Origin of the sequence: Enterobacter sp. MGH120 (assembly GCF_001037725.1) — a bacterium.
GTDB classification, from domain to species: domain Bacteria; phylum Pseudomonadota; class Gammaproteobacteria; order Enterobacterales; family Enterobacteriaceae; genus Enterobacter; species Enterobacter hormaechei_C.
The window spans coordinates 2,298,622-2,321,486 of record NZ_KQ089940.1 but is presented as its reverse complement, the minus strand read 5'-3'; the positions used below and the strand labels follow the sequence as shown (position 1 = coordinate 2,321,486).

The following is a 22,865-nucleotide window of genomic DNA, read 5'->3' as shown; positions in this document are numbered from 1 at the left end:
TCCAAAAATCGCGCCTTCTCAGGCAGCGTTAATTACAAATTCTTCAATCGCCTGCCGGTTGCTCCACGACTTGGTCAGTGCGGCGGCATCCGCCGCATTCACCCAGCGGTAGGTCAGGTGTTCCGTGAACACGATCTCCCGCTCATGGGGAAGCGCAAGGCAGAACCACGATTCTGTATTGCGCTCAATTCCCGGTGCATAGCGATGACGTAAATGGCTAAAAATTTCAAACTCCACCGTGCGCTGACAGTCCTTCAGGGTCAGTTGCTCGCGAGCAACGTCAATGGCGACCTCTTCCTTTACTTCACGCGCGGCGGCCTGCGGCGCGGTCTCCCCCTCTTCCAGGCTGCCGGTAACCGACTGCCAGAAATCCGGATCGTCGCGCCGCTGCAACATCAGCACCCGCTTCGTGTCTTCTGCATAAATGACCACCAGAACCGAAACGGGACGCTTATATGCCATATCAGTTTTTCTCTTCCTTCTTCACCACCTCAATGCCCAACTCAGCCAGCGCGGCCGGGTTGGCAAAGCTTGGCGCTTCAGTCATCAGACACGCCGCTGCGGTGGTTTTCGGGAAGGCGATCACATCACGGATGTTGTCGGTGCCGGTCAGCAGCATGGTCAGACGGTCAAGACCGAAGGCCAGACCCGCATGCGGAGGGGTACCGTACTTCAGGGCGTCCAGCAGGAAGCCAAACTTCTCGCGCTGCTCCTGCTCGTTAATGCCCAGAATGCCGAACACGGTCTGCTGCATTTCACCGCTGTGAATACGCACGGAACCGCCGCCCACTTCGTAGCCGTTGATGACCATATCGTAGGCGTTTGCCACCGCGTCTTCCGGCGCCGCTTTCAGCTCTGCCGCCGTCATCTCTTTTGGCGAGGTGAACGGGTGGTGCATCGCGGTCAGGCCGCCTTCACCGTCGTCTTCAAACATCGGGAAGTCGATTACCCACAGCGGCGCCCATTTGCTTTCGTCGGTCAGGTTCAGGTCTTTGCCAAGCTTCAGACGCAGCGCGCCCATCGCATCCGCAACCACTTTCTTGTTGTCTGCGCCGAAGAAGATCATGTCGCCATCCTGCGCGCCGGTGCGCTCAAGGATCGCTTCCACGATGTCCGCATTCAGGAATTTCGCCACCGGGCTGGTGATGCCTTCCAGACCTTTTGCACGCTCGGTTACTTTAATATAGGCCAGACCTTTCGCGCCGTAGATCTTGATGAAGTTGCCGTAGTCGTCAATCTGCTTACGGCTCAGGGCAGCACCGCCCGGAACGCGCAGGGCAGCCACGCGGCCTTTCGGATCGTTAGCCGGGCCAGCAAAGACCGCGAACTCAACGGCTTTCACCAGGTCTGCCACGTCCACCAGCTCCATCGGGTTACGCAGGTCTGGTTTGTCAGAACCGTAGCGACGCTCGGCTTCCGCGAAGGTCATGACAGGGAAATCGCCCAGCTCAACGCCTTTCACGTCGTTCCACAGGCTACGCACCAGGGCTTCCATCACCTCACGCACCTGCTCAGCGGTCATGAAGGAGGTTTCCACATCGATCTGGGTAAATTCTGGCTGACGGTCAGCGCGCAGGTCTTCGTCGCGGAAGCATTTCACGATCTGATAGTAGCGATCGAAGCCGGACATCATCAGCAGCTGTTTGAAAAGCTGTGGTGACTGCGGCAGCGCGTAGAATTTGCCTTTATGGACGCGGGATGGCACCAGGTAGTCGCGCGCGCCTTCCGGCGTGGCTTTGGTCAGCATCGGGGTTTCGATATCAAGGAAACCGTGGTCATCCATAAAACGGCGCACCAGGCTGGTGATTTTCGCACGGGTTTTCAGGCGCTGAGCCATTTCCGGACGACGCAGATCCAGGTAGCGGTATTTCAGACGCGCTTCTTCGGTGTTGACGTGGTTGGAGTCCAGCGGCAGCGCTTCCGCGCGGTTGATGATCGTCAGATCGGACGCCAGCACTTCGATTGCGCCGGTCGCCATGTCGGCGTTGACGTTTTTCTCGTCACGCGCACGCACGGTGCCCGTCACCTGAATGCAGAACTCATTGCGCAGCTCAGAAGCCAGCTTCAACGCATCAGCGCGATCCGGATCGAAGAACACCTGAACGATACCTTCGCGGTCACGCATATCAATAAAGATAAGGCTACCAAGATCGCGACGACGATTGACCCAACCACACAGGGTGACCTGCTGCCCGACGTGGGACTGACGCAGCTGCCCGCAATATTCTGTACGCATGAGATATCCCTTAATTAGCCGCAGGCTGATTGTCGCCTGTCTCGCAGGCTACGATGTCGCAGCTTTCTGTATGTCACAACTGGATGAAAAAAGGCGGCTATTATACTGGAAATTCTGCCGCACGATAAGAGCGAAGCACGGCCTGACGCGCGTTTGCTGAACTCTTATTGCCTATTCTCACAAAAATTAACAAAATTATCCGACCGATAACAGGCCATCACGTCGTAAGGTGTAGAAAAGCAATTCATTTGACGGGAGTGACGATGTTTACACTAGATGCCACCAAAACCGCCCTTGTGGTCATTGATTTACAGGAAGGCATTCTGCCTTTTGCCGGTGGACCGCACACCGCTGACGATGTGGTCAGCCGCGCTGCGCGCCTGGCAGAAAAATGCCGCGCCAGCGGCTCGCCTGTTGTTATGGTGCGCGTCGGCTGGTCCGCTGATTTCGCCGAAGCGCTAAAACAGCCGGTTGATGCCCAGGCCCCGGCGCAGGCGCTGCCGGACAACTGGTGGACATATCCTGTCTCGCTCGGTAAACGCGACAGCGATATAGAAGTTACCAAACGCCAGTGGGGCGCATTCTACGGCACCGACCTGGAGCTCCAGCTGCGCCGTCGCGGGATCGACACGATTATTCTGTGCGGGATCTCCACCAACATTGGTGTGGAATCCACCGCCCGTAACGCCTGGGAGCTGGGCTTTAACCTGGTGATCGCGGAAGATGCGTGCAGCGCAGCCTCTGCGGATCAGCATCAGGGCAGCATGACCCATATCTTCCCGCGTATCGGTCGCGTGCGCAGCACGGATGAGATCCTCAGCGCGCTATGATGTACGTGGGCCTGCCCCAGTGGTCGCACCCGAAATGGGTGCGCCTGGGTATTACCAGCCTTGAAGAGTATGCCCGACACTTTAACTGCGTGGAGGGCAATACCACGCTGTACGCCCTGCCCCGCGCGGAGATCGTCGAACGCTGGCGCGAGCAAACCACCGACAACTTCCGCTTTTGCTTTAAATTCCCGGCGACCATCTCCCACAACGCCGCGCTGCGCAACTGCGATGATTTAACCCACGAGTTTTTCACCCGGATGTCGCCTCTGGCCAACCGTATTGGCCAGTACTGGCTCCAGCTTCCCGCCACGTTTGGCCCGCGCGACCTGCCCGCCCTCTGGCAGTTTCTCGACGCCCTGCCACATGGCTTTACCTACGGCGTAGAAGTGAGGCATCCGGAATTCTTTGCCAAGGGCGACGCGGAGAAAGCGCTCAATCGCGGCCTGCATGAACGATCGGTCAACCGCGTGATCCTGAAGAGACCTTTCTATTGATACACTCTAAAGATGGGATTTGTAGCGGAGGATTAAGCGGCTTCAAGGATGTGACTAAGGGCAATCATTCGGATTCGTTCTTGTGTGTAACCTGCTAAACGGTACTTCTGAACTAATGAGTAACCAACCTCATCAAGACGGTTAAGAGCCTTTTCAGACAGCTTCACAATGATGTTATTCCGGTTGTCTCCACCTTCTGAGTGGAATGGCGCTCTTGCTGCCTTAGCGGTTACACGTACAATCTGTGGCTTTGGTTTAGGCGGCTGTCTACGTGTCTTTGAACAGTCCACACAGCGACCGGATGAAATGTACCTAACCGTTGAGCCACAATGAATACATGGCTTATCAGGTGTGTTAACCGTGGTTGTATTAGACATTAGTTAGTAACCCCTCTAGATAGTCTGTGACTCGGGCTTGCTGGGAACGTGTTGAACCATCGTTTGAAGAACGTCTGATTAATTTGCTCATTAACTGAGGATGAATCTTACCAACCAGATTGTGACCAACAATTAGACGCTTTTCAGAATCGTAATAGTTAATCGGTGCGTTAATCGAATCTTCCATTATCATCTCCCGCTTACCATCTGTTTAATAGCCTCTTTCAAGGCTGCATCTCTTTGCTGTTCAATTGTTGGCTTAGGCTTCACCTTATACGTAGTGACCGCTTTAGCTGGCTTCACAGTTGGTTTAGGCTTATTACCTGAAGCAAGTAGCTTATAGGTTGATTCACTAATCTCTGCTTGACCGTTGAAATATTTGAATTCCATTGAGTCAGTAAGATGATTATAACTACCACGCTTTGACAGCCCTTTCATTGGAATACTCATTATTCGGTTACCTCAGTTACAATAACGTTCAGGTAATCAGTAAAGTCTTTTACAGCATCCAGAGCTTTACGGGCCTCAATAACAATCTGATTACGCTGATGGACAGCCTCAGAGGCTTTCACTTTCAAACGCTCAATCATCTTATCAATGGTTGATTCAGCTTCAGCATTCGCCTTGTCAGTTGCGTCTTTCAGAGCATTCTTTTTTGTTGAGATGAAATAGATTAAGCCCATTCCTACACGGTGAACCATATAACCCTGTTCAGCCATGCTTTGAATCACTTGTTGCTGGTTAGTTGGATAAACCTTCTTCACAATGAATCCATGACGTTCAGACGGATTAGCCAGATATTCAGCGGTCTTTTGTTGAATAAGCACAGAACGAGATTCTACAGCATCCTGATATTCAGATTCTGTTTTAGACATCTTTTCAGAAGCCTGTTGTACTTTCGGGAAATACAGCTTTTCAATATGCTGTTTCTGTTCGAACGGTAACAGGTGGCTGATACTTGCAACGGGTGATTCAATTTTTACAGCTTGATTTAACGTAGTCATTAGTAATTACTCTAGTCTGGTTTGCTTAGATTTCAGAAAGCACAAAACCGCATCCAGCCAACTTAATGTTACGGGACACGGTTCAATGTTTTCAAATTAGGTTGTTCATCTTCTCAAGAGGAATTCCCGTCACTCATTCGGGATGGATGCCTGAGAAGATAAACAAAAAGGAAACTGATGAGTCAGATAATAAATCGGTGATTGATGGATGGTGAAATATCTTTAACTCATATAATCATTGTTACATGAAATTACTTATTGTCAACGGTTGTTTATTAATTCTTTCGCAGGTTGCTTTGATGAGTAATAAGCGGGTAGATTTTGTCATCATTTTTTTAATATGATACTGCTTGTTGGGGGTTAGACTTAGTAAATCACCAATCTTTCTTAATTCAACATTGATAGTGTGACAGGTTTTTCTTGTAACTTTGTAGTATGTCTTCATTCATAACCGAATCCCTTTCTAAGACAAATAAAAAAAAGGCCACTCATTAGAGTAGCCCTTTACATTGCTTTCTCAAATACCTCTTGAACGACCTGTACCAGTTGATTTTGAGATTTAGCAAACCAGATAAAACAATTATCTCACGGGAATAGCATTCTGTAAAACCCAAACAGATATGTAAATCACAACCCTCATTACTTTTTTGTTTCGTCTAAAACTCGTTTGAACTACGCTCAAAAAGTTGAAAGCCCCCCATTACACAAAATCATAAAATTATGATTTACAAGGACTTATCCACATAAAGACATTCAGTTAACAACAAGTCTGCGTTATGTTACGTGTGATGCCGTTAGAAATAAATTGACACATCCTGTCAAAAACTGCTATCACAATCACGTACAAAAAGTACGTTCAAATGATACACAAACCGAAACAATGTAGCACCCATATAAGGAATGTTATTATGAGTTTACAGGTTTTGAGAGATTCAGTTCAAAGACGCAAACCAATCTCATTTCATTACAACAAGCCAGGAAAAACACCGGGCGAGAGAATTGGAAACGTTCATGCAATCTTCATTATGAGAAAAAAAGATGGCACCGAATCCACTAAATTGCACATTGTCCAGACATCCGGCGTAACAGACAGTGAGGCTGATTTCCCTGAGTTCAGAATGTTTGATATAGAGTCTCTATCAAATATCACAATTCTCGAAGGTGAACCCCAATTCCCAATTAATGATAAATATAACCCTGAGTACGACGGCTATAAGAATGTAATTGCTAAGGTTTAAAAATGAGCCTGAATCACTCTTTCCTCATAGGCTCAGATGAATCAAGTGAGCTTATGCTAAACATTTCTGGTCTTGATGCTAACGCTAAAGAAGTGGATTCCTTATGTGCCAATTTCTTTGCACACTGTGCTAAGACTGGCACACCCAAATTCACATGTAAGCTGACAATACAAAATCTTCAAAATCTCTATAGCCATCTATCCAGCTATAGCATGGTATGTGATAACACTTCATCAAAGACTGGAAGATTCATTGAGGTCAGAGATAATTATAATGAGATAATCAGCATTCTTGAACACGCTGACAACAATTCATTAGTTATGGCCTTGCAGCACCTTGTAAGCAGTAAGTTAACCAACAATGACATCAATACAATATTAGGGAGAAAGGAATCTCTCGAGACCTACGAAAAAATGCTCACTGAGCCTGATAGTTATAAGGAGGCAGACTGGCAACGTTTTTTTGAAACCAATGAATGGATTTTTGGTTATGGCTTAAAGTATAAATTCCTAAAAATTCTTCAAAGGGAAGCTCACATATCAAGAACTGATTTAAACGGCGGAAATGATGTAATTGCTGATTTTCTTATATCTGACTCAAGATTCACCAAGATTGTGGAGTTAAAAACACCAACAACAAAACTTTTCACTAAGCGACAAGGGCGCTCTGATACATGGTTCTTATCCAGTGAATTAACCGACGCTGTTAGTCAGATATTGGCGCAAAAGGCAAATTGGGAGATTGAATCTCAGTCTAGAAATTACACTACAGACGGTGAACTTATACATGAAGACACATTTGATACAGAATGCATTTTAATTATAGGTTCATTATCTTCAATTGAGGGTAATGAGCGAGAAAAACTAATTAAAAGAAAAACCCTCGAGCTTTATAGGAGAAATTTAAAAAATATAGATATCTTGTTTTATGATGAGTTGCTTGAGAGGTCGCGCTACATTGTCAGAAGTGCTGAAGTAATAGAAGATAAGCTTCTCTCAGCATTGTAGATGTACTTAAAAGAAGGAAGGGTAGCATTATAACAAATAAAATATTTATCGTGGTGTTTCGAGTAATGTCATGAGTATGATACCTTCTCAGCATACCGGAACACCCTCTTTCAAATAACATTAATGTGTTTCACATAGGACATTAGAATCATACTTTCCAGAGTCTTTCTGATGGTTGCTCCAGCATTTACCGCTTTCAGTTTCACCAGTTGATTATCTGTCTTTTTAATCCGCACTGCTTTTGTCTTGTTCATTTAAATGACTCCTTTGATAATCAGAGTGATGACTTGTGGGATTCTTACTTCAAAGTGTTCAGCCAGAGCTTTTAATTGCTGGTAAGCTGGTTCACCGATATGTGTTAATGTGTGGTTCATTGTTATGCTGCCTTTTGAATGTGTAAATCAAGGATGTCTTCTAATTCCCTGTCAGAATCGAATCTATCGTTTTCATAGTCACTGTTAAACATTACCTGAATTTCGCCTTTATCATGGCAATGTTCAATCATTGTGATTGCTAACTGCAATGCCTGAGTAATGTCATTACACCAGCTTTTACTAAAGCCTGTTTCATCCTCTACAGCGGCTGCTGTAATAACGCTTAATCGCTTCAATAAATTAAAGCAGAAAGATGGGGATAGTTTATCTGGACAACTATTAACGCAGCCTGTGAATACATCCTCAACTTTTGAAGGAAGGTTACTTACTGAGTCTTTATCAATAAAATATTGCTGAAGTGTATTCTCCATAGCCTTACGGGGTGTTCCTTTTCTGCGGTAAGGTTTATTGCTTGCGGGTAATGGGTTATTGAAGCTGGTGTAACCTAATTCGATGAGGGTGTTTTTAAGAGATTCGCGGTATTCGGGGGTATCTATTAAATCGTGGTCATCTGAGAAGAAGCCTTTACCTGTGATTGGCTTTCCAGCCGGAGTCTTGACTCCATTGAATACTTTAGCTTTGTACATTACATAGTGGATACCTCAATTCGTTATCTAATAAACCATAATAACCTAAATTTAACATTTTGTCAACATTATTAACAATTTGTGACAGGCGCTTTTAGATTTCAGTCAATGAAAAAACCCTTATAAATCAATAAGGTTTAAGTCCGGTATATATAACTGGAAGGATACTATTCAGGCGCTTGGAAAAGGTTACTTTTCAGAGGCTGTGTATGCAGGGCTGGTATAGGGTGTTTGCGGTAGGTTCTCCCGCCCAAAGGGGGAACCGTTGAACCGCGTTAAAAGGGGGTTGTACAGATTGATTGAAAAGGAATTTTAAGAGGGCTAACGCCCTGAATCACCATGATTTATTTACATCAACCGATTGTAATTGATTGTTTTTTATGCTACCCTAAAAACCTCTTAACAGATTCTTTTTGTTCTTTGTTTTTCATCTTCTTGTCTCTGAGTATCTTTTAAGAGTTCTTTAAAGAAGCCCTTCTAACCTCACCTTGCTTCGCTCATCGGTGATTCTGGTTACACCTTGTAGCCTTGACAGTAAATCATATCGGGATCCGTGAAAGAGGCTTTGAAGCTGGTGGATGAATTTTCACAAATATTATTTTTCTAAAAAATTTCCAGACCTATTTTTATTTCAGCTTCACCAGAAACTTTCGGCATATCTAGAGCAACTTTGAAGATTTTGGATAGTCAGAAATCTGTCTGCTTAGTAGCGCCCTTTTCAAAGGTTCCGTACTAACGGCAAAAAATGAACATATCTGAGCCTGTACAGCTTTCTAAGCGGTTATTTAATGATGGCAACCCTAACCCATAGGTTGATATAAAGACTGCTTAGAATTCGTTACAGGAATCCTGATAAACGCCAGACATAAAAAAGCCCCAACGAAGGGGCATTGTGAATCACCATACAATTGTTACTTGTTCAGTCGATAGAAAGTCGCCTTACTAATCTGTAACTCACCCTGCACCTGCTTTGGTGACATTCCCTGTGAAAGAAGTTCCTGAACCTGTTCAGAGGTTGCTTTAATTGGTCTTCCACAGTGAACACCCTCAGACTGAGCACGTTTAATCCCTGCTGTTCTGCGCTCTGCTATCAAGTCTTTCTCTAAAGAAGCCAATCCAGCCATCATAGTGAGCATAGCCTTACCCACTGGTGTAGACAGGTCGAATCCTTCACGGAGACTGATAACCTTCACTCCTTTGGCCTGAAGAAGTTCAACCGTTGAGAGAACATCAATAGTGTTACGGCCTAAGCGGTCAATCCCAATAACTACCAGCGTATCCCCTTCACGAACATAGTTAAGCAGGTCACCGAACCCTTTACGCTCTGTTGCCTTAATGCCACCTGATACAGCCTCATCAGAGAACCACTTGTTTACCTGATAGCCAGCCTCATTGATTTGTTTCTTCTGGTTCTCAATAGTCTGGTCAGAAGTTGATACACGGACATAAGCGATTACAGATGACATTATGGTGATTCCCTGAAAGTTGTCTCAAAACCTAGTCTCAAAATAATACCTGTACCAAAAAACAAAATCAACCTTTTGAGACAACCTAATCACACCTTTCGAGACCCTTTTCAGGAGTATCAAAACCACTTCCTTTTGAGACTGCATCGACTGAGGGCTGATTGTAACCAAATGACCAATCAATTATCTTTGAAGCCACTGATAGCCCCTAACATAGACGGTAAGAGCATGTTACACACAGCGGCATTGATTGCCCCAATCATCGGTTATTGTTCGTTCAGTTGTGGGATGACCTCATACTTATGGTGTAAAGGTAAAGAGTTGAGCAAGTTGGGGTGGGTACTTGCTATCTTTAACGTTGCAGCCTTTTTATACCTGAATCACATATTGCTTATTGACCTGATTCAACGTGTGGCTGATACGTCTGATGGCTATATAAGCATCTTTGATGATGACTTTGTGTCGGATGTTTCCCGCAACACCATTCAGATTATGATTACCTACATAGCGGCCTCAACTGCTGGTGGTTACTTTGGAGCAAAGAAGAAATTTAAACAGGATTAAATTCACTGAATAATGCCTGTTCTGAATAAAGAACAGTTAATAGGCTACAGCTATTGAAATTACTGATAATGATAGGGATTTCTGCGCCATCTGGAAATACTGTTTTTTACTGTTAATTTAGCCATCTAATCGGCTACTTTTCAGCATTCACAAGTTGTTCAAAGGGTCACTATGGAAATTTCAGAAATCAAAAAGGAATCCCGTCTAACCATAGCGACCTTAAAAGAGTTAAACAGGGATCCCGAAGTAGCAGCAGATTGCGTTTGTAAGAACGGCAGGAGCCGCCGCACCAGCGACCTTTAACGCACCTGTAAAAGCCTTACCAGTCATCTTACCAATCCACGCCCCAAAACCTTTTTCAACCTCTTCTTTTGAAGCTGGTTTAGGTGATTGCTCAACAAGCCGTTTTAATTCAGCAACATCATTATCATCAAGCCCGTGACTCTTTAGTTCACGCTCAAGGGATGCAATGTCACCTACTGAGATAGAGTTTTGCTGATTAATGTCACCAGTGTTGCCCGCTCCGATTGCTCCAGCGTTATTCACTGAACCATGAAAGATATTCGTATTGTTAACCGTCATTGGTGCAACCTCTTTTTCTTCTCTAGTAAATATTAGCCCTTCTCCGAGTATTCCCTTTTTCTCTAACTCAAGCGACCAATCAAGAATTTTATTCCTCACAGTGGTAATTATATGCTGAATTTTACCAGCACTGAAAAACCAACGAATTTCATATCTTGAACGCTGACCAGATAAAAGCATCTCAGCAAGTGGAGCAGGTACAGTGAGACTGACAGTCCCTGCATCTTTGACCTTCGAATGAGCCATTGATGAGACTGATTCAGTAAGCGCAAACGTCGTGAACTGCTTTGTTATTTTAGGGTCAGATGTCCCCAAATCTACGGGAATCCATCCATTAACAGGATTGAATGCTTTCAATATGCCTTGTCCAGACCTATAGTCAGGCGCAGAGGCAATATTAGGGTATCCATTAAGCTCTAATTCTATCCATTCAACAAGGTCTTGAAGGTCTAACTTAATCGCAATCATCTTTGCTTTCATTAGAACAGCAACGATATCTGAATTTGGGTCACTCGCAAGAGCCTGAAGCTCAATAACTGGAGAATGTATCAAATTAAACTCCTTAACAATCGATGCAATATAGTTATCTTTGTAAATTGAAGTAGCTATACAAATCATTCATTAAAATGCTAGGGACGTTCGCTCCCTCTATAACAAGACCACCCTTTAAAGCTTTTGCTGTCATAACTCCAATCCAATCACCAAAGTATTCTCTCACCTCATTTTTGTTTTTAGGAAGTGGCGACTCACTAATAACCCTTGCTAAATCACTAATATTATCATCAGCTAAACCATATTCTTTGAGCGCCAGATTAAGAGACTCAAAGTCGTTAATAGTGGTTTTATTATTTTGATAAATGCTACCGTGATTACCTGCCCCTATCGCCCCTAAATTATGAACTGAACCATAAAAATTATTAGTGTTGTAAAAAGTTGCAGGTGCAATTTCTTTTTCTTTTTCACTAAAGACTACACCTTCACCCAATATTCCCTTTCTTTCTAACTCCAAAGCCCATGTTAATATCCTATTCCTTACAGTAGTTACTATACATTCCAACTTTGAAGCATTGATAAACCAGCAAACTTCCGAAGGAGCACTATTTGAAGGGAAAAGCATTTTTATTTTTTCGGCTGACATTCCAAGTCGCAGGTTATCATCTGCTTCACGAAGATTTCTCAATGCTGAAATTGAGTCACTTAAACCATACTCTTGAATCATTGTTATAATTTCTGGTTTAATATCACGATACTGGACATTTATCCATCCGTGATAGGGATTCCATCCTCTAACTACACCTTGCCCTATACGATAATCAGGGAGAACAACACTATCAGGATAGCCATCAAGCTCACAATCAAACCATTCTGCCAATTCGGGCAAATTCAACTTCACTGCAATCATTTTGGCCTTTATTAAAACCCCAACAATGTCATTACTGACATCAGCAGCCAAACCCTGCAACTCATGAACTGGCGAAGTTTTCATTAATTAACCTTGTTGACAGTTTTAAAGTTAGTTTACTAAACATTCACAATGATGTAAGCAAAGTTTTCACAGCGACTGATTAGGTTGCTCTTCCATCTCTTTCACCCACTCTGGAGCCTCTTCTAAGGCTATGTGACGAGGCTTAGTGGTGAACTCTGCAAAGTCGAATTCATCACCGTCAATCAGCGGCAAAACTTCCAGCCATTGAGCACCGTCTACCACTCTATCTAATGGAAAGTTAAGCAACTTCAAGCCGTTGTGTAAGAAGACATCACACTTCTTTCCAGCCGTGTTTAGTCTAATCTCTTTAACGATACGCTTAATGATGATTTGAGCCTCTATCCGGTCTTTCTTCACAGTCAAATCAAGGTGGCTGATTGTCTCAAGCTGGCTTGATTGCTCTCGCTGGTGAACCTCTGAGACAGCCTTTTCAGCGTCCTTAATCTGACTGTTCAGAGCTTTCAAATCTTTAGCCATTGATTCGGTATCATCTGCCAGCATCGCCAGTTTGATTAGCCTCTCACGCTGTTTCTGAAGTTGTTCTAACTCAGCTTGAAGACCACCAATAGTAGAGCCGTTATCACGATTGAGTGAAAGACGGTTAGTGTTGTAAAGCAGCCCCTGAACCAATGCGCGGTCAGTCTGTAATCTGCTGAACCCAACGCTGTTACAGCGCCCTTCACTTTTCATCGAGCATTTGTATATACCAGACCTCTTAGCAGAGACACCCGCAACAACGACAACAAAGCCACACTCAGAGCACCTGAGAACGCCCTTGAAGAGATTTGTTAGCAAAGGTAGGTCAGAGGAAGGTTTACGCCCTGAACCCTGTTTAAGCTGCTGTACAGCGTAGAATTGCTCATCGGTGATTATTGAGGGGTAATAGTTTGGTATCTCTGAAACCCCCTTTACAGCCATTGATTTAGAAGGAACTTTGAAACCAATCACTGAACGGTTTGAAAGTAACTCAGTGACCGACGATTGAGACCAGCCACCTGTAACGGATTTGAACTGGTTCAGGGTTGAAAAACCTTCATCATTCATTTGTTTGGCTATCTTGACGTGAGACAAGCCCTCTAACCGTAGCTGAAAGACACGTTGAACAGCTTTCACATTCTCAGGGATGAATTCAAAGTGTGAACGGTCTTCAGATACTTTTAACCATGCTGCACAGCGCTTAGACATGATTTCACCGTTAGCAGCACGTTCCCTCTTAGCAGCCCATACAGAGCGCAAACGGGTAGATTTCATCGCTGACTCTTCATGTGCTCTTTCCATGACCAACATCGCTTTAATCATGGATAGTGAATCTTTCAGACTTTCTTTCGTGTACCACTCGTTATCGACAAGTGTCACCACTTCAACGCCAGACCTGAGAATCTTTCTAAGCTGCTCCCCTGCTGTGTCGATGTCCTGACGGCTTACCCTGTCCAGAGATTCAACAAGTAAGACTGAACCCGCCTCAATGTAGCCAGACTCCACAGCGGCTAGAAATTCAGCAAAAGCCCCTGACTTAGCATTAGCACCAGAGAAGCCGCTGATACCCAAATCCTGAAAGCGTAATGATTCGTCTAAATAGTAATCAGGATTCCTTTTTAACCAATCGTTAATGTACTTGCTTTGACGCTTAGTAGAATCACCAACTGATTGAATCTTCGTAGAAAATCGTATGTATGAGATTGCTTTTGGCATGGGGTTTATGATGGGTTATGAAGAGATTGAAAAAGTGTATCATAAGAAAGGTGTAATCCTCGACAGCCGCCCTGTGCACAGCGCAATCCCGCACAGCGAAGCGGTTGTTGATGCCCAGCGCAAAAAACCGAAAGTGCCCGTCCACGCGATCGTAACGGCGCAGAACCCGATGGTCCGGTTTATCGGCAGCGATAACATGCAGCAAAATGAGGAGATGTTCGCCGTCTGGCTGCAAACGCTGGCGAAATGGGAGCACACCACCACGCCGTACCTTTTTTTACATACGCCGGATATCGCGCAGGCGCCTGAACTGGTCGATGCTCTCTGGCAGGCCTTGCAGCAGGCGGTTCCGTCGGTTGGCCCCGCGCCGTCCATCCCACAACAATCTTCTCTTTTCTGAAATCACCCCCTATCATAGAGACGTGCCATCTGCCAAAAACAGGGAGTTAGTATGGTCAGCGCGCTGTATGCGGTGTTAGGTGCATTACTGCTGATTAAGTTTTCATTTGATGTTGTGCGCCTGAGAATGCAGTACCGCGTCTCGTACGGTGACGGGGGCTTTTCTGAGCTACAAAGCGCAATCCGCATCCACGGCAACGCGGTCGAGTACATTCCCGTCGCGTTAATTTTACTGCTGTTAATGGAGATGGATGGCGCAGAAACCTGGATGGTGCACGTCTGTGGGCTGCTGCTGATTGCAGGGCGTTTGATGCATTATTATGGTTTTCACCACCGCCTGATCCGCTGGCGTCGTTCCGGCATGAGCGCGACCTGGTGCTCGCTTTTGCTGATGGTGCTAGCTAACCTTTGGTATATGCCGTGGGAGTTGGTTTTCTCCTTCCATTAGCGCACAATATGCCCCTTTATTTTTCCCGGATTTTTACGTTATGTCAGATCGCGACACGCTTTTTTCCGCGCCTATCGCCAGCCTGGGCGACTGGACCTTTGATGAACGGGTAGCCGAAGTCTTCCCGGATATGATCCAGCGCTCTGTTCCCGGTTATTCCAATATTATCTCCATGATCGGCATGCTGGCGGAGCGTTTTGTTCAACCCGGCACGCAGGTCTATGACCTGGGCTGTTCGCTGGGAGCGGCAACGCTGTCCATTCGTCGTAACGTTCATCACGAAGGCTGCAAGATTGTGGCTGTCGATAACTCACCGGCCATGGTCGAACGCTGCCGTCGCCACATTGACGCATATAAAGCCCCTACGCCTGTGGAGGTGGTAGAAGGCGATATCCGCGATATCGACATCCAGAACGCCTCAATGGTGGTTCTGAACTTTACCCTTCAGTTCCTGGTGCCGGACGATCGTCAGCGGTTGCTGGATAAAATTTATCAGGGCCTGAACCCGGGCGGCGCGCTGGTGTTGTCTGAGAAATTCAGCTTTGAAGACGCCAGCGTGGGCGAACTGCTGTTCAACATGCACCATGATTTCAAGCGTGCAAATGGCTACAGCGAGCTGGAGATCAGCCAGAAGCGCAGCATGCTTGAAAACGTCATGCTGACGGATTCCGTAGAAACCCACAAAGCGCGCCTGCGCAAAGCCGGATTTGAACACAGCGAACTGTGGTTCCAGTGCTTTAACTTTGGTTCTCTGGTGGCGCTTAAAGCCGGAGACGCAGCATGATCGAGTTCGGTAATTTCTATCAGCTGATTGCCAAAAACCACCTTTCCCACTGGCTGGAAACCCTGCCTGCGCAAATTGCCACCTGGCAGCGCGATCAGCAGCATGGTCTGTTGAAGCAGTGGTCCAACGCCGTGGAGTTTCTGCCTGAACTGACGCCTCATCGTCTGGATTTGCTGCACAGCGTGACGGCGGAGAGCGAAGAGCCGCTCCCGGCCGGGCAGATCAACCGCATCGAAACGCTGATGCGTAACCTGATGCCGTGGCGCAAAGGGCCGTTCTCGCTGTACGGTGTAAATATCAACACCGAGTGGCGCTCTGACTGGAAGTGGGATCGCGTTCTGCCGCATTTATCCGACCTGACCGGGCGCACCATTCTGGACGTGGGCTGCGGTAGCGGCTATCACATGTGGCGCATGATCGGCGCAGGCGCGCATCTGGCCGTCGGTATCGATCCGATGCAGCTGTTCCTGTGCCAGTTTGAAGCGGTGCGTAAGCTGCTGGGTAACGACCAGCGTGCGCACCTGCTGCCGCTGGGTATCGAGCAACTCCCTGCCCTGAAAGCGTTTGATACCGTTTTCTCGATGGGCGTGCTGTACCACCGTCGTTCCCCGCTGGAGCATCTCTGGCAGTTGAAAGATCAGCTGGTCAGCGGCGGCGAACTGGTGCTGGAAACGCTGGTCATCGAAGGCGATGAACATGCCGTTCTGGTGCCGGGCGATCGCTATGCGCAGATGCGCAACGTTTACTTCATCCCTTCCGCGCTGGCGCTGAAGAACTGGCTGGAGAAATGTGGATTTGTCGATGTACGCATCGCCGATGTGTGCGTGACGTCGGTTGAGGAACAGCGCCGCACCGACTGGATGATCACCGAATCGCTGGAGCAATTCCTCGACCCGGACGATCACAGTAAAACCATCGAAGGCTATCCGGCCCCGATGCGTGCGGTATTGATTGCGACCAAGCCGTAGCCTTTAGCCGGGTGGCGGCTGCGCCTTACCCGGCCTACGCGTGATTTCGTAGGCCCGGTAAGCGCAGCGCCACCGGGCAAAAAAGAAAAAAAGGCCCCTGTGTAATTTGCAGGGGCCTGGTACAAGCAAGCATCATATTGGGCGACATGATGCGCGGTAAAAATCGGTACGTTGCTACACGTGATGACGTTCAATCAACGATTTCATTACCGCAACCGACTCTCCATCCACACCGTAGCGTGAGTACTCATCCGCTTCAGCATCCGTCGACATTGACAACCCTGTATTGCGATAACGCATGGGTGAAGGTATCCATTTACCCGCCGAGCTGTGCAGCTCTTCCACCCCTGCGTTTAAAAACAGTTCCAGATTGCTGGCGCGTACTCCTGCGCCCGCCATGATTATTGGAACACCGGAATATGCTTTTAGTTCCGTAATTAATTTCAGTCCTTTTTCAGCCGAGGACTGCTGGCCCGACGTCAGAACGCGCGCCACGCCCAGTTCTGCCAGCGTATCAAAGGCTTGTATCGGATCCTGACACATATCGAACGCACGATGAAAAGTGACCGCCATCCCCCGGGCGGCGCGCATGACCTGACGCATACGCGGAAGATCGATGTTGCCGTCTTCGTCCAGCATACCGATCACCAGCCCCGGAAAACCGGAATCACGGACGAGGGCGATATCCTCAAGCATGGCACTGAACTCACCCGCCGTATAACAAAAATCACCGCCGCGCGGGCGAATAATCGGGTGCACCGGAATAGTGATGGCCTGACGGGCTGATTTCAGCACGCCAAAGGACGGGGTTAATCCTCCTTCTTTCGGTGCCGCGCAAAGCTCGATGCGATCGGCCCCCTGCCGTTGCGCAGTGACGGCACACTCCACGCTGTAACAACAAATTTCCAGCAGCGCCATGTCATCCTCCTTAAATTTCACTCAACGTACCATCGTGGCACGTTGCCCGATTGGTGTCTGGATCGACGCTCACAATGCTTACGCTTCGCTGGCGACGATCTGCTCGATAGTCCAGGGATGGAATTTCACCGTCACGTTGCCGTCCGTTACGGCAAGCGTAGGGTTCGGTAAGCGTTCGCGCTCCCCTTTTGGCGAGCTGGTTTTGACGAAAATACCCGGCTGGCTTAACCCCTCGTCGAAAAGCAGCGCCAGCGCACGGGCGTTCAGCGTCTCGGGCTCCCCAGGCAGAACAATTTCGATATGCTCCCAGCCTTCGTGCGGATAACGCTTCTCTCCTGGCCAGGGCAGTTCCACAACGGTGAATTGCCAGTGCGCCACCGTTACCGGCGCGTGAAGTTTGAACAGGCAGATCGGGCGACCGTTAATGATATTCTCCGACAGCAGTTCTCCGCACTGCTCAAAGCCACGCCGCCAGCGTTCGGCGGTGGCATTCTGGTGGCAGCGCAAAGAGATGTGATCGGCCTCAAGCGGCGCGATATCCAGCCCGAGACGGGTGGCAAGTTCTGTGAACGCCTGAGTGAAGCGCGGTAAATCTGCGGAAATATCATGCAGTTCGTCAATGGTATGCCAGTTCGCCATAGGTCAGTCTCGTTTCGTGTCGCAAAGCCGCTAATTTACTCTGTTGCCCTCTGTCGACCAACCGCAGAATCACGGTTTTTTCGACTGCATGATTATGCATACCGTCTTCGCCTGGATTCTGAGCGATCTTCGCCCCCCGCAGGGCTGACGCCCGAAGGCATTTGCAGTATACTCCCGCCCTAAATTCTTAAACTGGCGTGGGTGTTTTTTACCCGCATCAAAAACGTAAGGTATCCAGGTGAATATTCAGGCTCTTCTCTCAGAAAAAGTCAGTCAGGCACTGATTGCCGCAGGTGCGCCTGCGGATTGCGAACCACAGGTTCGTCAGTCAGCGAAAGTACAGTTTGGCGACTATCAGGCTAATGGCGTGATGGCAGTGGCTAAAAAACTGGGCATGCCGCCGCGACAGCTCGCTGAGCAGGTACTGACGCATCTGGATCTCACCGGCATCGCCAGCAAAACCGAAATCGCCGGTCCAGGCTTTATCAACATTTTCCTTGAGCCTGCGTTCCTGGCAAGCCACGTTGACGCGGCGCTGAAGTCTGACCGTCTGGGCGTGGCTCAGCCAGAAGCGCAGACCGTGGTGGTTGACTACTCCGCGCCAAACGTGGCGAAAGAGATGCACGTCGGTCACCTGCGCTCCACCATCATCGGTGACGCGGCGGTGCGTACCCTCGAGTTCCTTGGTCACAAGGTGATCCGCGCTAACCACGTAGGCGACTGGGGCACGCAGTTCGGCATGCTGATCGCGTATCTGGAAAAGCAGCAGCAGGAAAACGCAGGCGAAATGGCGCTGGCGGACCTGGAAGGTTTCTACCGTGAAGCCAAAAAGCACTATGACGAAGATGAAGCCTTCGCCGAGCGCGCGCGCAGCTACGTGGTGAAACTTCAAGGCGGCGACCCGTACTTCCTCGAGATGTGGCGCAAGCTGGTGGACATTACCATGTCCCAGAATCAGCTCACCTATAACCGTCTGAACGTGACCCTGACCCGTGACGACGTGATGGGTGAAAGCCTGTATAACCCGATGCTGCCAGGCATTGTGGCGGACCTGAAAGCTAAAAATCTGGCGGTGGAAAGCGAAGGCGCAACGGTGGTGTTCCTTGATGAGTATAAAAACAAGGAAGGCGAACCGATGGGTGTGATCGTCCAGAAAAAGGATGGCGGCTATCTCTACACCACCACCGACATCGCCTGTGCGAAATACCGTTACGAAACCCTGCATGCGGATCGCGTGCTGTATTACATCGACTCCCGTCAGCACCAGCACCTGATGCAGGCGTGGACTATCGTGCGTAAAGCGGGTTATGTGCCGGATTCCGTGCCGCTGGAACATCACATGTTCGGCATGATGCTGGGTAAAGACGGTAAGCCGTTCAAAACCCGTGCGGGCGGCACCGTGAAGCTTTCCGATCTGCTGGATGAAGCGCTGGAACGCGCGCGTCGCCTGGTGGCCGAGAAGAACCCGGATATGCCTGCTGACGAGCTGGAGAAACTGGCTAACGCGGTTGGGATCGGCGCGGTGAAATACGCGGATCTCTCCAAGAACCGTACCACCGACTATATCTTCGACTGGGACAACATGCTGGCGTTTGAAGGCAACACGGCGCCATATATGCAGTACGCTTATACCCGCGTACTCTCCGTCTTCCGTAAAGCCAATATCGACGAAAGCGTGCTGGCGAATGCTACGGTGACCCTTACCGAAGACCGTGAAGCACAGCTGGCTGCCCGCCTGCTTCAGTTCGAAGAGACGCTCTCCGTGGTCGCGCGTGACGGTACGCCGCACGTTATGTGTGCATACCTGTACGATCTGGCCGGTCTGTTCTCTGGCTTCTACGAACACTGCCCTATCCTCTCTGCTGAGAGCGAAGCGGTGCGTCACAGCCGCCTGAAGCTGGCGCAGCTGACGGCGAAGACCCTGAAGCTCGGTCTGGATACCCTGGGTATCGAAACCGTAGAACGTATGTAAAAAAGAAACCCGGCGAGCGCCGGGTTTTTTATTATCAGAAATATTTCCGCAAATATTCCGTCAGACACAGAATCGCCATTGCCTGGCCATACGGCATCGAGGTCAGCGGTATCTGGCGGTAAAACGCCAGATCGCTCCCCATCCCCGTCCCGAAGGACGTTTGCAGCAGCTCCCCTTCCGGCGAGATGTTTTGCACGATGCCGCGAATCGCTTTCTCCGCCACCTCTGCGTACTCTGCGCCGACATAACGCTTGCGCACGGCTTTCAGAATGCCGTAAGCAAACCCTGCCGTGGCCGACGCCTCCAGATAAGAATCAGGATCGTCCAGCAGCGTATGCCACAATCCGCTCTCGTCCTGACATTTTGCCAGTGCGGCGATCTGCGCGTTCAGTACCTGCACCAGATAGCGACGAACGGCGTTGTTTTCCGGCAGATCCACCAGCTCGAGGAAATCCGGGATCACGATGGTCAGCCAGCTGTTGCCGCGCGCCCAGCGAGCCCGGGCAAAGTTGTGATTGCCGTCGTAATTCCAGCCGTGGAACCACAGTCCGGTCTCCCGATCCATCAGGTTCTGTACGTGGAGCAGGAACTGATAGATCGCCTCCTCGACGTACTCCGGCTTGTTCAGCAGCTTGCCGATTTTCGCCAGCGGCAGCACCGTCATCATCAGCGTGTCATCCCACATCTGCTGATGGTTCTCTTCCGCCAGGGTGATGTGCTGCATGCCGCCATGTTCGGTGCGCGGCATCTCATTCATCGCCCATTCCGCCCAGCTTTCCAGCCACGGCAGCCAGGCAGGGTTTTTGGTCTCTTCGTAGCGATACGCCAGCGTCAGGAACGGCGACATGGTATTCACGTTTTTGGTGGTTGCGCCTTCAGCGAAACGGTCAGCAAACCAGCTGTCGATAATCTCGCGCATGCCTTCGTCACCGGTCTGGCAGTAATACTGCCAGATACCGTATAAACCGACGCCGTGGGTCCATTCCCATCCGGCCCAGCCTTTGGTGTCGATCACGCGCCCGTCGTCCAGCCGCAGCAAAAACTCACCCGTTTTGTCGTGGATATTGACCAGGTTATGCGTCACCTTTTGAATCAGCGATTTCAGCTCATCCCTGGCGATAAAGCGCTCAGGCTGACGCAGTAACGGGCTATGTTTGACAGGCCAAACTTTCATCATCTTAACCTCTGTTGTATGTCGAATTCAGTACCGCGCGATCCTTCAGCGAAGGGGCCACCGGCTTATTGCGATTCAGATAACCGATGTTGTTGTTGCCCCACAGGGATTCATACGGCATTCCCGCCAGCATCTCCACGGTAGCGCGGGCCTGCGGGGTCACCGCCTCTGGCATCGCATGGCCGGACTCGCGCATTTTCGCGGTCTCTTCACGCAGGGTGCTGTGAGTCTGCAAATTGAGTTTGAAGCGCAGGGAGACAAGGAAGCCGCAGAACAGCACCAGAATAGTGCCAACGCTCAGGATCATCAGAATGGTGTGGCTCACTTCCGCAGGTTGCACTTTTTGCCCGCTGACAAAGCCCGACATCTGCATCACGATCCCCACCAGCATCACCGCACCGGCCTGAGACGCTTTACGGGTCAGCGTCATGATGCCCGCGAAGATCCCTTCGCGACGCTGACCGGTGATCACTTCGTCCACGTCAGCAATGTAGGTGTAGGTATTCCACGGTACGTAGTTGATACCCCCGCGGCCAAGACCGGCAACCGCAGAGATCAGCAGCAGCAGAGCGTAAACGTCGCTCAGGCCCGCGTAATAAAGCACCGCGTAAGAGAGCGAGGCCAGACCAAACAGCACGACCACCATGCGGTAAGACGGCGCAGGTCCGAAGCGAATGCACAGCGGGATCATGCCGATCACGGCGAGGAACTGGAAGATGGCCATCGTGCCCAGCAGGTTGGACGCCATTGACGCCTCCTGCATCAGCACAAATACCACGTAATAGGTGAACACCGCATTAAAGACGTCCTGGGCGATGTAGCCGCCAAGGTACATCCCCAGATGCTGGCGGAAAATCTTGATGCGCAGCGTCGAACTTAATTCGACAAAAAGACGGTTCAGGCTCTGGCCCAGGGTCAGCTTTTTCTTCTCTTCCTCGGCACGCAGAGCCGCTTCAGACCACTCTTCGCGCGGACGCTCCCAGGTGAAGAACCAGACGAAAGTAAGCATCAGCGCGCAGAGTACGGAGAAGACCAGGCTTGCATAGAAGAAGGAGATCGCGTTGTCTTTGCCGAAATGCGTGAGCAGGATCCCCGGCAGGAAGGAGGCCAGAATGGCGGACATCTGCGCCATAGAGATTCGCGCCCCGGAGAATTTGGTTTTCTGTTTGAAATCGTCCGTCATCTCCGGCACCAGCGTTTCGTATGGCACCAGGATCATGGTGTAGACGATATCAAAGATCAGATAGGTCAGCAGGTAGTACCAGAAACTCATGTCCCCTACCCACATCAGCGAGTAGCTGAAAACGCAGGGAATACCGAGCAGGATGAAGAACTTACGACGGCCAAAGCGCTTGCCCAGCCAGGTGGTGCCAAAGTTATCGGTTAAAAAGCCCATTAACGGGCTGACAACCGCATCCAGCACCCTCGCGGCAGCGAAGATAAAGGTTGCTTCAATCGGTGTGAGTCCACAGAAGGTGGTATAAAAATACAAAAGCCAGGCGGCCGTCAGGGCGGTAGTCCCCGCCCCGAGGAAGTCCCCTGACCCGTAAGCAAAATAATTTGCGAGTCCAATTTTACGTGTTTTCATTGCCGTCAACCCTAATCAGTTTTGGGAGACTCCCTGTA

General features: G+C 49.1%; 23 protein-coding genes and 2 pseudogenes. 10 read left to right on the top strand and 15 right to left on the bottom strand.

Annotated elements, in window-relative coordinates; all coding sequences use genetic code 11:
* Positions 1 to 18 precede the first annotated feature (18 nt).
* Entirely contained in the window at positions 19 to 462 is a 444-nt protein-coding gene (gene nudB / locus SK54_RS10920; protein ID WP_006811037.1) for a dihydroneopterin triphosphate diphosphatase, read from the bottom strand.
* 1 nt (position 463) lies between these two features.
* Positions 464 to 2,236 carry an aspartate--tRNA ligase gene (gene aspS / locus SK54_RS10915; protein WP_017384352.1) on the bottom strand — a complete coding sequence of 591 codons (1,773 nt, stop codon included), beginning with the start codon at positions 2,234 to 2,236 and terminating at the stop codon, positions 464 to 466.
* Positions 2,237 to 2,499: 263 nt separating this feature from the next.
* Between aspS and SK54_RS10910 the strand changes: the two genes are divergently transcribed.
* On the top strand, positions 2,500 to 3,066 hold the full coding sequence (locus SK54_RS10910; RefSeq protein ID WP_017384353.1) for a hydrolase: 567 nt from the start codon (positions 2,500 to 2,502) through the stop codon (positions 3,064 to 3,066).
* Positions 3,063 to 3,557, top strand: a pseudogene (locus SK54_RS10905) (DUF72 domain-containing protein); the annotation flags it as partial. The gene SK54_RS10910 and the pseudogene SK54_RS10905, both read left to right, overlap by 4 nt.
* Before the next feature lie 372 nt (positions 3,558 to 3,929).
* Here the strand turns inward: SK54_RS10905 and SK54_RS21920 are convergent.
* From SK54_RS21920 to SK54_RS10895, 3 genes are read right to left on the bottom strand one after another with little or no spacing between them, the layout of a single operon-like run.
* Positions 3,930 to 4,124 (bottom strand): hypothetical protein, encoded by a 195-nt coding sequence (locus SK54_RS21920; RefSeq protein ID WP_075550075.1) that lies wholly within the window; start codon positions 4,122 to 4,124, stop codon positions 3,930 to 3,932.
* A gap of 2 nt (positions 4,125 to 4,126) precedes the next feature.
* Positions 4,127 to 4,387 (bottom strand): hypothetical protein, encoded by a 261-nt coding sequence (locus SK54_RS10900; protein ID WP_048247180.1) that lies wholly within the window; start codon positions 4,385 to 4,387, stop codon positions 4,127 to 4,129.
* On the bottom strand, positions 4,387 to 4,941 hold the full coding sequence (locus SK54_RS10895) for a hypothetical protein (RefSeq protein ID WP_048247178.1): 555 nt from the start codon (positions 4,939 to 4,941) through the stop codon (positions 4,387 to 4,389). The genes SK54_RS10900 and SK54_RS10895 overlap by 1 nt, the downstream gene beginning before the upstream one ends.
* A gap of 908 nt (positions 4,942 to 5,849) precedes the next feature.
* On the opposite strand from SK54_RS10895, the gene SK54_RS10890 reads away from it, so the two are divergent.
* Together SK54_RS10890 and SK54_RS10885 are read left to right on the top strand one after the other, a co-directional pair.
* Complete coding sequence (locus SK54_RS10890; protein ID WP_048247176.1) at positions 5,850 to 6,179, top strand: hypothetical protein; 330 nt, start codon at positions 5,850 to 5,852, stop codon at positions 6,177 to 6,179.
* A gap of 2 nt (positions 6,180 to 6,181) precedes the next feature.
* The gene (locus tag SK54_RS10885) at positions 6,182 to 7,186 is read left to right on the top strand and encodes a Shedu immune nuclease family protein (protein ID WP_048247174.1); all 1,005 of its coding nucleotides are present in this window, start codon (positions 6,182 to 6,184) and stop codon (positions 7,184 to 7,186) included.
* 110 nt (positions 7,187 to 7,296) lie between these two features.
* Here the strand turns inward: SK54_RS10885 and SK54_RS22650 are convergent, their stop codons facing one another.
* From SK54_RS22650 to SK54_RS10875, 3 genes are all read right to left on the bottom strand, one after another.
* Complete coding sequence (locus SK54_RS22650; RefSeq protein ID WP_016831683.1) at positions 7,297 to 7,440, bottom strand: hypothetical protein; 144 nt, start codon at positions 7,438 to 7,440, stop codon at positions 7,297 to 7,299.
* Between the two features lie 122 nt (positions 7,441 to 7,562).
* Positions 7,563 to 8,147: a hypothetical protein gene (locus SK54_RS10880; protein WP_048247172.1), complete on the bottom strand. Its 585-nt coding sequence runs from the start codon at positions 8,145 to 8,147 to the stop codon at positions 7,563 to 7,565.
* A 911-nt stretch (positions 8,148 to 9,058) separates the two neighbouring features.
* Entirely contained in the window at positions 9,059 to 9,613 is a 555-nt protein-coding gene (locus SK54_RS10875; RefSeq protein ID WP_017144991.1) for a recombinase family protein, read from the bottom strand.
* Between the two features lie 171 nt (positions 9,614 to 9,784).
* On the opposite strand from SK54_RS10875, the gene SK54_RS10870 reads away from it, so the two are divergent.
* Positions 9,785 to 10,177, top strand: a complete 393-nt coding sequence (locus SK54_RS10870) for a hypothetical protein (protein WP_224395087.1) — start codon at positions 9,785 to 9,787, stop codon at positions 10,175 to 10,177.
* Positions 10,178 to 10,405: 228 nt separating this feature from the next.
* Here the strand turns inward: SK54_RS10870 and SK54_RS10865 are convergent, their stop codons facing one another.
* The 3 genes from SK54_RS10865 to SK54_RS10855 all read right to left on the bottom strand — a co-directional run bounded on the left by SK54_RS10865 (position 10,406) and on the right by SK54_RS10855 (position 13,937).
* Complete coding sequence (locus tag SK54_RS10865; RefSeq protein ID WP_242507296.1) at positions 10,406 to 11,377, bottom strand: AbiTii domain-containing protein; 972 nt, start codon at positions 11,375 to 11,377, stop codon at positions 10,406 to 10,408.
* The gene (locus SK54_RS10860) at positions 11,343 to 12,245 is read right to left on the bottom strand and encodes an AbiTii domain-containing protein (RefSeq protein ID WP_048247168.1); all 903 of its coding nucleotides are present in this window, start codon (positions 12,243 to 12,245) and stop codon (positions 11,343 to 11,345) included. Before SK54_RS10860 ends, SK54_RS10865 begins: the two co-directional genes overlap by 35 nt.
* A 66-nt stretch (positions 12,246 to 12,311) precedes the next feature.
* Positions 12,312 to 13,937, bottom strand: a complete 1,626-nt coding sequence (locus SK54_RS10855; protein WP_048247167.1) for a recombinase family protein — start codon at positions 13,935 to 13,937, stop codon at positions 12,312 to 12,314.
* A gap of 52 nt (positions 13,938 to 13,989) precedes the next feature.
* Between SK54_RS10855 and SK54_RS10850 the strand changes: the two are divergent.
* From SK54_RS10850 to cmoB, 4 genes and pseudogenes are all read left to right on the top strand, one after another.
* A pseudogene (locus SK54_RS10850) lies at positions 13,990 to 14,337 on the top strand (DUF72 domain-containing protein); the annotation flags it as partial.
* A 51-nt stretch (positions 14,338 to 14,388) separates the two neighbouring features.
* Positions 14,389 to 14,784 carry an MAPEG family protein gene (locus tag SK54_RS10845; RefSeq protein ID WP_003859737.1) on the top strand — a complete coding sequence of 132 codons (396 nt, stop codon included), beginning with the start codon at positions 14,389 to 14,391 and terminating at the stop codon, positions 14,782 to 14,784.
* A gap of 40 nt (positions 14,785 to 14,824) precedes the next feature.
* Entirely contained in the window at positions 14,825 to 15,568 is a 744-nt protein-coding gene (gene cmoA / locus SK54_RS10840) for a carboxy-S-adenosyl-L-methionine synthase CmoA (protein WP_003859735.1), read from the top strand.
* Positions 15,565 to 16,536 (top strand): tRNA 5-methoxyuridine(34)/uridine 5-oxyacetic acid(34) synthase CmoB, encoded by a 972-nt coding sequence (cmoB, locus tag SK54_RS10835; RefSeq protein ID WP_015570275.1) that lies wholly within the window; start codon positions 15,565 to 15,567, stop codon positions 16,534 to 16,536. The genes cmoA and cmoB overlap by 4 nt, the downstream gene beginning before the upstream one ends.
* Positions 16,537 to 16,710: 174 nt before the next feature.
* On the opposite strand, the gene cutC is transcribed toward cmoB, so the two are convergent.
* Together cutC and SK54_RS10825 are read right to left on the bottom strand one after the other, a co-directional pair.
* Positions 16,711 to 17,454 carry a copper homeostasis protein CutC gene (gene cutC / locus SK54_RS10830; protein WP_023294933.1) on the bottom strand — a complete coding sequence of 248 codons (744 nt, stop codon included), beginning with the start codon at positions 17,452 to 17,454 and terminating at the stop codon, positions 16,711 to 16,713.
* Positions 17,455 to 17,532: 78 nt separating this feature from the next.
* Complete coding sequence (locus SK54_RS10825; protein ID WP_048247166.1) at positions 17,533 to 18,093, bottom strand: VOC family protein; 561 nt, start codon at positions 18,091 to 18,093, stop codon at positions 17,533 to 17,535.
* Positions 18,094 to 18,331: 238 nt separating this feature from the next.
* Between SK54_RS10825 and argS the strand changes: the two genes are divergently transcribed.
* Positions 18,332 to 20,065, top strand: a complete 1,734-nt coding sequence (argS, locus tag SK54_RS10820) for an arginine--tRNA ligase (protein ID WP_023294934.1) — start codon at positions 18,332 to 18,334, stop codon at positions 20,063 to 20,065.
* 34 nt (positions 20,066 to 20,099) lie between these two features.
* Here argS and SK54_RS10815 read toward each other — a convergent pair whose 3' ends face one another.
* Positions 20,100 to 21,239 carry a beta-galactosidase BglB gene (locus tag SK54_RS10815; protein ID WP_026080697.1) on the bottom strand — a complete coding sequence of 380 codons (1,140 nt, stop codon included), beginning with the start codon at positions 21,237 to 21,239 and terminating at the stop codon, positions 20,100 to 20,102.
* A gap of 4 nt (positions 21,240 to 21,243) precedes the next feature.
* Positions 21,244 to 22,827: an MFS transporter gene (locus tag SK54_RS10810; RefSeq protein WP_023303900.1), complete on the bottom strand. Its 1,584-nt coding sequence runs from the start codon at positions 22,825 to 22,827 to the stop codon at positions 21,244 to 21,246.
* Positions 22,828 to 22,865: the final 38 nt, after the last annotated feature.

Bases quoted from the DNA above. Each gene is read 5' to 3' on its own strand.
- nudB (WP_006811037.1), bottom strand. From the start codon at position 462: ATGGCATATAAGCGTCCCGTTTCGGTTCTGGTGGTCATTTATGCAGAA.
- aspS (WP_017384352.1), bottom strand. From the start codon at position 2,236: ATGCGTACAGAATATTGCGGGCAGCTGCGTCAGTCCCACGTCGGGCAG.
- SK54_RS10910 (WP_017384353.1), top strand. From the start codon at position 2,500: ATGTTTACACTAGATGCCACCAAAACCGCCCTTGTGGTCATTGATTTA.
- SK54_RS21920 (WP_075550075.1), bottom strand. From the start codon at position 4,124: ATGGAAGATTCGATTAACGCACCGATTAACTATTACGATTCTGAAAAG.
- SK54_RS10900 (WP_048247180.1), bottom strand. From the start codon at position 4,387: ATGAGTATTCCAATGAAAGGGCTGTCAAAGCGTGGTAGTTATAATCAT.
- SK54_RS10895 (WP_048247178.1), bottom strand. From the start codon at position 4,941: ATGACTACGTTAAATCAAGCTGTAAAAATTGAATCACCCGTTGCAAGT.
- SK54_RS10890 (WP_048247176.1), top strand. From the start codon at position 5,850: ATGAGTTTACAGGTTTTGAGAGATTCAGTTCAAAGACGCAAACCAATC.
- SK54_RS10885 (WP_048247174.1), top strand. From the start codon at position 6,182: ATGAGCCTGAATCACTCTTTCCTCATAGGCTCAGATGAATCAAGTGAG.
- SK54_RS22650 (WP_016831683.1), bottom strand. From the start codon at position 7,440: ATGAACAAGACAAAAGCAGTGCGGATTAAAAAGACAGATAATCAACTG.
- SK54_RS10880 (WP_048247172.1), bottom strand. From the start codon at position 8,147: ATGTACAAAGCTAAAGTATTCAATGGAGTCAAGACTCCGGCTGGAAAG.
- SK54_RS10875 (WP_017144991.1), bottom strand. From the start codon at position 9,613: ATGTCATCTGTAATCGCTTATGTCCGTGTATCAACTTCTGACCAGACT.
- SK54_RS10870 (WP_224395087.1), top strand. From the start codon at position 9,785: ATGACCAATCAATTATCTTTGAAGCCACTGATAGCCCCTAACATAGAC.
- SK54_RS10865 (WP_242507296.1), bottom strand. From the start codon at position 11,377: ATGATTTGTATAGCTACTTCAATTTACAAAGATAACTATATTGCATCG.
- SK54_RS10860 (WP_048247168.1), bottom strand. From the start codon at position 12,245: ATGAAAACTTCGCCAGTTCATGAGTTGCAGGGTTTGGCTGCTGATGTC.
- SK54_RS10855 (WP_048247167.1), bottom strand. From the start codon at position 13,937: ATGCCAAAAGCAATCTCATACATACGATTTTCTACGAAGATTCAATCA.
- SK54_RS10845 (WP_003859737.1), top strand. From the start codon at position 14,389: ATGGTCAGCGCGCTGTATGCGGTGTTAGGTGCATTACTGCTGATTAAG.
- cmoA (WP_003859735.1), top strand. From the start codon at position 14,825: ATGTCAGATCGCGACACGCTTTTTTCCGCGCCTATCGCCAGCCTGGGC.
- cmoB (WP_015570275.1), top strand. From the start codon at position 15,565: ATGATCGAGTTCGGTAATTTCTATCAGCTGATTGCCAAAAACCACCTT.
- cutC (WP_023294933.1), bottom strand. From the start codon at position 17,454: ATGGCGCTGCTGGAAATTTGTTGTTACAGCGTGGAGTGTGCCGTCACT.
- SK54_RS10825 (WP_048247166.1), bottom strand. From the start codon at position 18,093: ATGGCGAACTGGCATACCATTGACGAACTGCATGATATTTCCGCAGAT.
- SK54_RS10815 (WP_026080697.1), bottom strand. From the start codon at position 21,239: ATGAAAGTTTGGCCTGTCAAACATAGCCCGTTACTGCGTCAGCCTGAG.
- SK54_RS10810 (WP_023303900.1), bottom strand. From the start codon at position 22,827: ATGAAAACACGTAAAATTGGACTCGCAAATTATTTTGCTTACGGGTCA.